This is a genomic window from Actinomadura nitritigenes (assembly GCF_017573545.1).
Taxonomy (GTDB): Bacteria; Actinomycetota; Actinomycetes; order Streptosporangiales; family Streptosporangiaceae; genus Spirillospora; species Spirillospora nitritigenes.
In genome coordinates this window covers 1-5799 of record NZ_JAGEOK010000082.1, presented here as the reverse complement: position 1 = coordinate 5799, position 5799 = coordinate 1, and the positions used below count along the sequence as shown (strand labels likewise).

Sequence of the window (5799 nt, the reverse complement as noted above, 5' to 3'; positions counted from 1 at the left end):
CTGGTGCAACGCCGGCCACCCGCCGCCGCTGCTGATCACCCAGGACGGCGGCACGACCTTCCTCGACGAGCACGGAATGCTGCTCGGCAGCCCCGGCCTCGACGACGGCCGCCCCGACGGCGCCCGCCATCTGCCGCCGCTGTCGACGCTCCTGCTCTACACCGACGGCCTCATCGAAGCCCGCGGCACCGACCTCACCGACAGCCTCACCGGCCTACGCCACCACAGCTCCCACCTCGCCCGGCTTCCCCTCCCCGACCTGTGCGACCAGCTCCTCGAACACATGGAACCCAACGGCGAGGACGACGTCGCCATCCTCGCCCTCCGCGTTCCCGGGGCGACCGCCGGAGCCCCGCACACGGGACCGGACGCGCCTACAGAGGCTCGCTGACCCACCGCCATCCGCCGTCCACACGCCGCGCGCTGATCAACTGCGCGCTGCCGGAGTCCGCCACCTCGGCGATCATCCGGATCAGCTCGCGGTGGAAGTCGGCAGGCGGGTGACCGCCTCCCGACGCGCCCTCCAGCAAGGTCACGCTGACCCTCGCCTCATCGCGCAACTGCACGGTCAATCGCCCGGTCCTGTCCAGGCGCAGAATCACGATCGCATCGGCACGGACCAGATCGCCGTCAGCAGCCGAGATCCACACCTCGGGCATGGTCCCGCTCATGAACCTCACCTCCCCGGGGCCCCAGAAACACTGCCCCACCACCTCAACATACGGGCTTCCGTCCGGCCCACAGCGGCGCCATCCCCAACCCTCCCCGTCCCCGCGCCGTACGCGGCACAGATCGAGGTCGACCCTTTCTTCCAACGCACCGTCGACCAGCAGATCCACAGGGCGCGGTGAGCTGGTGGACCCGCGCGCCTACAGTGGCCGGCATGGGTCTTTACACTCCTGCGGGCAAGGATCTGTCGGCAGCCGTGTGGGCGACTCTGGACGCCGCCGGTATCAAGGGCCTGGACGTCGCCGAGGCCGCGCAGTGGCCCGACACCTTCGATGGCGGGTTCCGGCTGAGCGGCCAGGGCGACAAGGTGGAGGTCTTTTACTCGGTGGACGCCGAATACGCCCGAGCTCACCCGGACGCGCAGCACGACCGGATCGCCGCGGTGATGCTCAGCGCGATCGCCGACGTCCTGCTCGCCGCGGGGTTCGGTTTCAGCGCGCAACGGGACGCCCACATCACCGGTGATGGCACCAACCGGTACGGCCCGGTCCTGCTCGTCCGCTCCCGCACCACCGCGGCTTCCTGACGCCCCGCCGCCCGGACCTGTCACAACCCTTTCAACACCGGCGTCTCCTGCTGTCGGGCCCGGCCCCTTCAACGCTTCGGGTGCATCTCGTTCACCGCGGCCCGGTGGAGTGGGGCGTCACCTCAAAGGCCACCTGCCGCATCATCTTGTGGAGACAAGGAAGGTGTGCAAGCCCGGCGAACGGTCCTTGGCGTCCAGGTTGCTCCAGCGGTGAGCAGCGCGCCGGGCGAACGAGGGAGGACCGCGCATGCACGGCGGCGTCAGCGAATCGGCTCACAAGTCGGCCCAGGACCGGCACGGCGATCGTGCCCGCAAGGACGCCTGGTTCGCGCACAGGCAGGCCGATACGTGCTTGCGGTTCGAGGTCGACGGTCCGGGCCGGGCGATGTTCATCGACGTCGGTCCCGGACCGGAGCCGTACTGGCTGCCCCGCGGAGAGGCCGTCCCGTACTACCACACGCTGAAGATCCTGGTCCGTTGTGACGGTGACCTGTCGCGGATTCAAGCGGCGGCCCGCGCATGCCGGCGGCGGGCGTCCGGGATGTCGGCCCAGGGCGCCAGATCCTGGCTTCGCGCGGCCGAGTTGTGCGAGCAGACGATCGAGGAGTACCTCGACAGCGGCGCCGCCACCGACACCAGGACCCGCCGCAAACTGATGATCCGGGCTCGGTTCCTGGTCTCGCACTGGGGCACGGGCTGGTTGATGAGCCGCCACGAATGCGAGGCCGCGCTGAACGGCCTCAACCGGGCGCTGGCCGCAGCCGACGCCACCCACTCCGACGCAGACGGCCCCGACGCCGCCGATGTGCAGGCCGGTGTCGGCGAGTGAACCGTCCCAGCGGCGATGCCGTCACCGCGCGGCCACGGAGCGACCCCATGCGTACGACCGCACCAGCGGATCGCCGAAAATCTGTGGTGATCGAGGTAGATATTCGCGGCGGGGTGGGGTAGTGTTCCTGTCATCGAAAAGGAACAAGTCCAGCAGACGTGGCAGAGGACGAACTGCCCGCAAGGATGGATGACGCGGGCCGGACGTGCCGGGGTCAACGCAGTGGAAGGGACTCCGGCAGCCGGCCTCGCGCACGGCGGCCAACGAGCCGTCGGCAGCACGAAGGCAAGTGACAACAACGCAGGAAACACCGGTAGAGAGAACACGGAAGGAGGATCTCGGCACCATCGGGATCGCCCGTCGCAGGCAGTTTCAGTCACGCCGCACGGGTACCGCAGCCCCACGGATTGGACGGTGGTTGACGGTCACGCATCCGCGATCCCCGCGCCCATGCCGGAACAGGCCGGCGCGGAAGACCCCCGGCCTCAGCGCCGGATAGATGGTGTTGTACCTCATGGCCCCGGCGCCGTCATTGGGCGCCGGGGCCTCGTCGTTCGCCCCGCCCGGATCCGGCACCGACACCCGGCGCACATGCACCCCCGACGAACACTACGGAAGGTTCTGTGAAAGCACCCCAGCCGGTTCAGCCCGGTACCCGACCAGCACACCGTGACCCGCGCCCCGCCGAGCCCCGTCCGGCGCAGAGCACCGCCGACCCCGAGATCGACAGCGAGCTCGAAGACAAGCTTGACGATGAGGACTACCCGGCGTACAGCATGGGCCGGGCCGCCGAGATCCTCGGCGTCACCCCCGGGTTCCTGCGCGGCCTGGACGCCGCGAAACTGTTCGTCCCGCAACGCTCGGCCGGCGGGCACCGCCGCTACTCCCGCTACCAGCTGCGCCTCGCGCACCGCGCCCGCGATCTGGTCGACCAGGGCACCGCCCTGGAGGCGGCCTGCCGCATCATCATCCTGGAAGACCAGCTGGCCGAAGCCCAGCGCATCAACGCCCAACTCCAGGCACGCCTCGACCAGAACCCCGCCCAGGAAACTGGAAGGGGCTGACCTCGGCGGATTCCGCTGATCTGGTGTAGGGTCGGGATCAATGGTTGTAGTCGAGTTTGCGAACGTGGAAACGCCCGCGGATTTCTTCCGGCGGGCGTTTTGTCTTTTGGGGGCGACTCCAGGCGGGCGTACGGCCAGCAGCCCGGACCACGCGGCCGCGTGGTCCGTCGCCCAAAGGGAGGACACCAAATGACTCAGGGAACCGTGAAGTGGTTCAACGCCGACAAGGGGTTCGGGTTCATCGCCCCCGATGACGGCACCGCCGACATCTTCGTCCATCAGTCCGTGATCGACAGCGACGGCTACCGCACCCTGGAAGAGGACCAGAAGGTGGAGTTCACCTCCATCCGCGGCCCCAAGGGCATGCAGGCCGACCTGGTCCGCGCGCTCTGACAACGCGCACCAAGAACAGACCGCCGACGGGCAGGACCGCGCAAGCGGCCCTGCCCGTCGGCGCGACCAGGGCGAGAACCCCGGATCGCACCGATCACTCAGGACGATGTGTCCGAGCCCACCTGAGCGAACGACATGGCTCCTCCTCGACGGTGATGATCTCGGGCGGCTCCCCCAGGGCGAGCCTTGAGAGGACAGCCGCGTTATGGCGAAAGTCGGCCGCGTAGGCGGGCGGTGGCCTGGCAGGGGGTGTCGTCCGGCCGATCGAGGTGGCCGCACCTGCATAGGGTGCCTGCATAGGGTGTGGCTACACCCTTGCAGTGAGAGGCAACGGCCCCAATGAGGCTCGAGCTCACCAACTATGAGGCCCTGTACGGCTGGGGCGTCGTCAACAACAGTGCCGCTTGGCACGCTCAGCGCAACCGCAAGCCCTCTGCGGCCGAGCAGGCGGTCGGGGACATCCTCTTCGCGGCTTACGACTGCCGGACCAGCACCACGACCACGGTCGAGCTCAGCGACGACGAGCGCGCCGGCCTCGCCGAGTTGGTCAGCGAACACATCGCGGCGTGGGTGAAGCGCGGCCAGGAGAACGCCGCAGCACCTCACCTGCGCTCACTGGTCGTGAAGCTGGGCGGCTGACATGCCCGCACCGCGCAGTCCAACGACCAAAGTTCCGCCTCACCGACGATGTCCTGCCCACTCCCGCGTGCGCGGGGCCGCCCGTGCGGGCTCCCCCTCCCGCCCATCCGGTTCCACGACCTGCGCCACGGCGCGGCGACGCTGAGCCTGCTCGGCAAGGTCGACATGAAGGTGATCAGTGCGACGCTCGGTCATCGTTCACCGCGGACACCTACGCCTCGGTCCTGCCCGAGGTGGCCAAGGCCGCGCTGAGGCGGTGGCCGCGGTGGTGCCGCTGCGACGTGATGGCCACACCATGGCCACACCGGTCACCAAAAACGCCCCCGCCGAGATCGTCTCACTCGGCGGAGGCGCTGGTAGTGGCGGAGGATCGGGGATTTGAACCCCGGATGGGCGGTAAACCCAAACCGCATTAGCAGTCCCATCATCCGCGTGACCGGAGATCATCCATGGTGATCGGAAATCCCATATCTGCAGCTCAGAGCACCACAAGGTAAAAGGGGGTCCGGTCCGTTCCTTGCCGGTCCGGACCCCCATCGGACCCCCATCGGCCCCCCCAAATGCCCCCTGGTGTCCCGAGCGCTGAGCGCGATCCTCGAGGTGGACGCATCCTCCGCAGAGAGCGAATGCTGTGAACCTTCGCAGGGGCGACGAGGGCACGGACGATCCCCGCGCGCGCGGGGATCGTCCCGGCGCTGTTGCGTTCCCTGCTCGAGGCCGTGCCGCGGGAAGATCTTGACGATTTTCCTAGGAGCGGGTGAGGCGCGCGGACACATCCACAACGGCGCTCATCCGGCTGCATTGTCTGCGGTGCGAGCCCGCCACCGCTTCGATGCCTTCTACCAGTGCGCGCGGATCTTCGTGTTCACGACCTGATGCCCGAGGACGGCGCTCCGCCTATCAGGTGGGGCCGGCCCGGCCGGTGGTCCCCGGTCGGCGTCGAGCGTCGGCATACGACGGCGTGACGGCTGAACGCCGAGGTTCCGGACTGTGATGACGGGGTCCGTTCAGCGGACACCGGTTCGGCTGGCATTGAGGGAATCCGCGCCGGCGTCGGAGGTCCCGATATACCGGTGCCGGTCGACGCGACGGCGGGTCACGGCGGTTTCGGTCCGAGCATGTAGGCCGGACCGGCGACGACGTGCAGTAGGGGCTCCCTACCAGCATCTACTTTCTGACGCAGATAGCCGATGTACAGCTCGAGGGCGTGGGAGTGGGGCCCGAAGTCATAGAACCAGATCTGTTCGAAGATCTCGGTGGCGCTGATCACGCGGCCAGGGTTGTGCATGAGGAATCGGAGGAGAGCGAACTCCTCGGAGTTGAGTTCCAGGAGCTGATCTCCGCGCCAGACCGTGCGCTGCTTCTCGTCCATCACCAGATCTGACACCGCGAGGCGCCGGGTGGCTGGGACGAGACCGTCGTCCGGCTGGTCGATGCTCAGGTGCTGCAGCATGGCCTGCAAGCGCACGATGATGTCCTCGAGCGCCACAGGCTTAGAGCGTGTCTCATGTGGGGAGTTGTGTGAGCTTCTTGTAGCAGGTGATGGCTGCGGCGAGGACGAGGAAGGCGTTGAACAGGTGGCCGTGGCGTTCGTAGCGGACGGTCAGGCGCCGGTAGCC

The 5799-nt window shown here is 68.3% G+C and carries 8 protein-coding genes; 6 read left to right on the top strand and 2 right to left on the bottom strand.

Translation table 11 applies throughout. From position 1 onward, the window contains the following. A partial coding sequence (locus J4557_RS48785; RefSeq protein WP_208274756.1) for a PP2C family protein-serine/threonine phosphatase occupies nucleotides 1-391 on the top strand: 391 nt, incomplete at its 5' end. Here J4557_RS48785 and J4557_RS48780 read toward each other — a convergent pair. Further along, on the bottom strand, nucleotides 375-671 hold the full coding sequence (locus tag J4557_RS48780; protein WP_208274754.1) for a hypothetical protein: 297 nt from the start codon (nucleotides 669-671) through the stop codon (nucleotides 375-377). The genes J4557_RS48785 and J4557_RS48780 overlap by 17 nt on opposite strands. 212 nt (nucleotides 672-883) lie before the next feature. On the opposite strand from J4557_RS48780, the gene J4557_RS48775 reads away from it, so the two are divergent. The 5 genes from J4557_RS48775 (at nucleotide 884) to J4557_RS48755 (ending at nucleotide 4180) form a co-directional block, all read left to right on the top strand. Next, nucleotides 884-1255: a hypothetical protein gene (locus tag J4557_RS48775; RefSeq protein ID WP_208274752.1), complete on the top strand. Its 372-nt coding sequence runs from the start codon at nucleotides 884-886 to the stop codon at nucleotides 1253-1255. Between the two features lie 247 nt (nucleotides 1256-1502). After that, a complete protein-coding gene (locus J4557_RS48770) occupies nucleotides 1503-2084 on the top strand; it encodes a hypothetical protein (protein ID WP_208274750.1) in 582 nt (193 codons plus the stop codon). A 776-nt stretch (nucleotides 2085-2860) separates the two neighbouring features. Beyond that, on the top strand, nucleotides 2861-3148 hold the full coding sequence (locus tag J4557_RS48765; protein ID WP_208274758.1) for a MerR family transcriptional regulator: 288 nt from the start codon (nucleotides 2861-2863) through the stop codon (nucleotides 3146-3148). Nucleotides 3149-3337: 189 nt separating this feature from the next. Continuing rightward, complete coding sequence (locus tag J4557_RS48760; protein WP_208274748.1) at nucleotides 3338-3541, top strand: cold-shock protein; 204 nt, start codon at nucleotides 3338-3340, stop codon at nucleotides 3539-3541. A 339-nt stretch (nucleotides 3542-3880) separates the two neighbouring features. Next, the gene (locus J4557_RS48755; RefSeq protein ID WP_208274746.1) at nucleotides 3881-4180 is read left to right on the top strand and encodes a hypothetical protein; all 300 of its coding nucleotides are present in this window, start codon (nucleotides 3881-3883) and stop codon (nucleotides 4178-4180) included. A gap of 1096 nt (nucleotides 4181-5276) precedes the next feature. On the opposite strand, the gene J4557_RS50635 is transcribed toward J4557_RS48755, so the two are convergent. Beyond that, a complete protein-coding gene (locus J4557_RS50635; protein ID WP_208274744.1) occupies nucleotides 5277-5669 on the bottom strand; it encodes a winged helix-turn-helix domain-containing protein in 393 nt (130 codons plus the stop codon). Between the last annotated feature and the right edge of the window lie 130 nt (nucleotides 5670-5799).

Excerpts from the sequence above, each read along its gene's own strand:
- J4557_RS48780 (WP_208274754.1), bottom strand. The coding sequence starts at position 671 with ATGAGCGGGACCATGCCCGAGGTGTGGATCTCGGCTGCTGACGGCGAT.
- J4557_RS48775 (WP_208274752.1), top strand. The coding sequence starts at position 884 with ATGGGTCTTTACACTCCTGCGGGCAAGGATCTGTCGGCAGCCGTGTGG.
- J4557_RS48770 (WP_208274750.1), top strand. The coding sequence starts at position 1,503 with ATGCACGGCGGCGTCAGCGAATCGGCTCACAAGTCGGCCCAGGACCGG.
- J4557_RS48765 (WP_208274758.1), top strand. The coding sequence starts at position 2,861 with ATGGGCCGGGCCGCCGAGATCCTCGGCGTCACCCCCGGGTTCCTGCGC.
- J4557_RS48760 (WP_208274748.1), top strand. The coding sequence starts at position 3,338 with ATGACTCAGGGAACCGTGAAGTGGTTCAACGCCGACAAGGGGTTCGGG.
- J4557_RS48755 (WP_208274746.1), top strand. The coding sequence starts at position 3,881 with ATGAGGCTCGAGCTCACCAACTATGAGGCCCTGTACGGCTGGGGCGTC.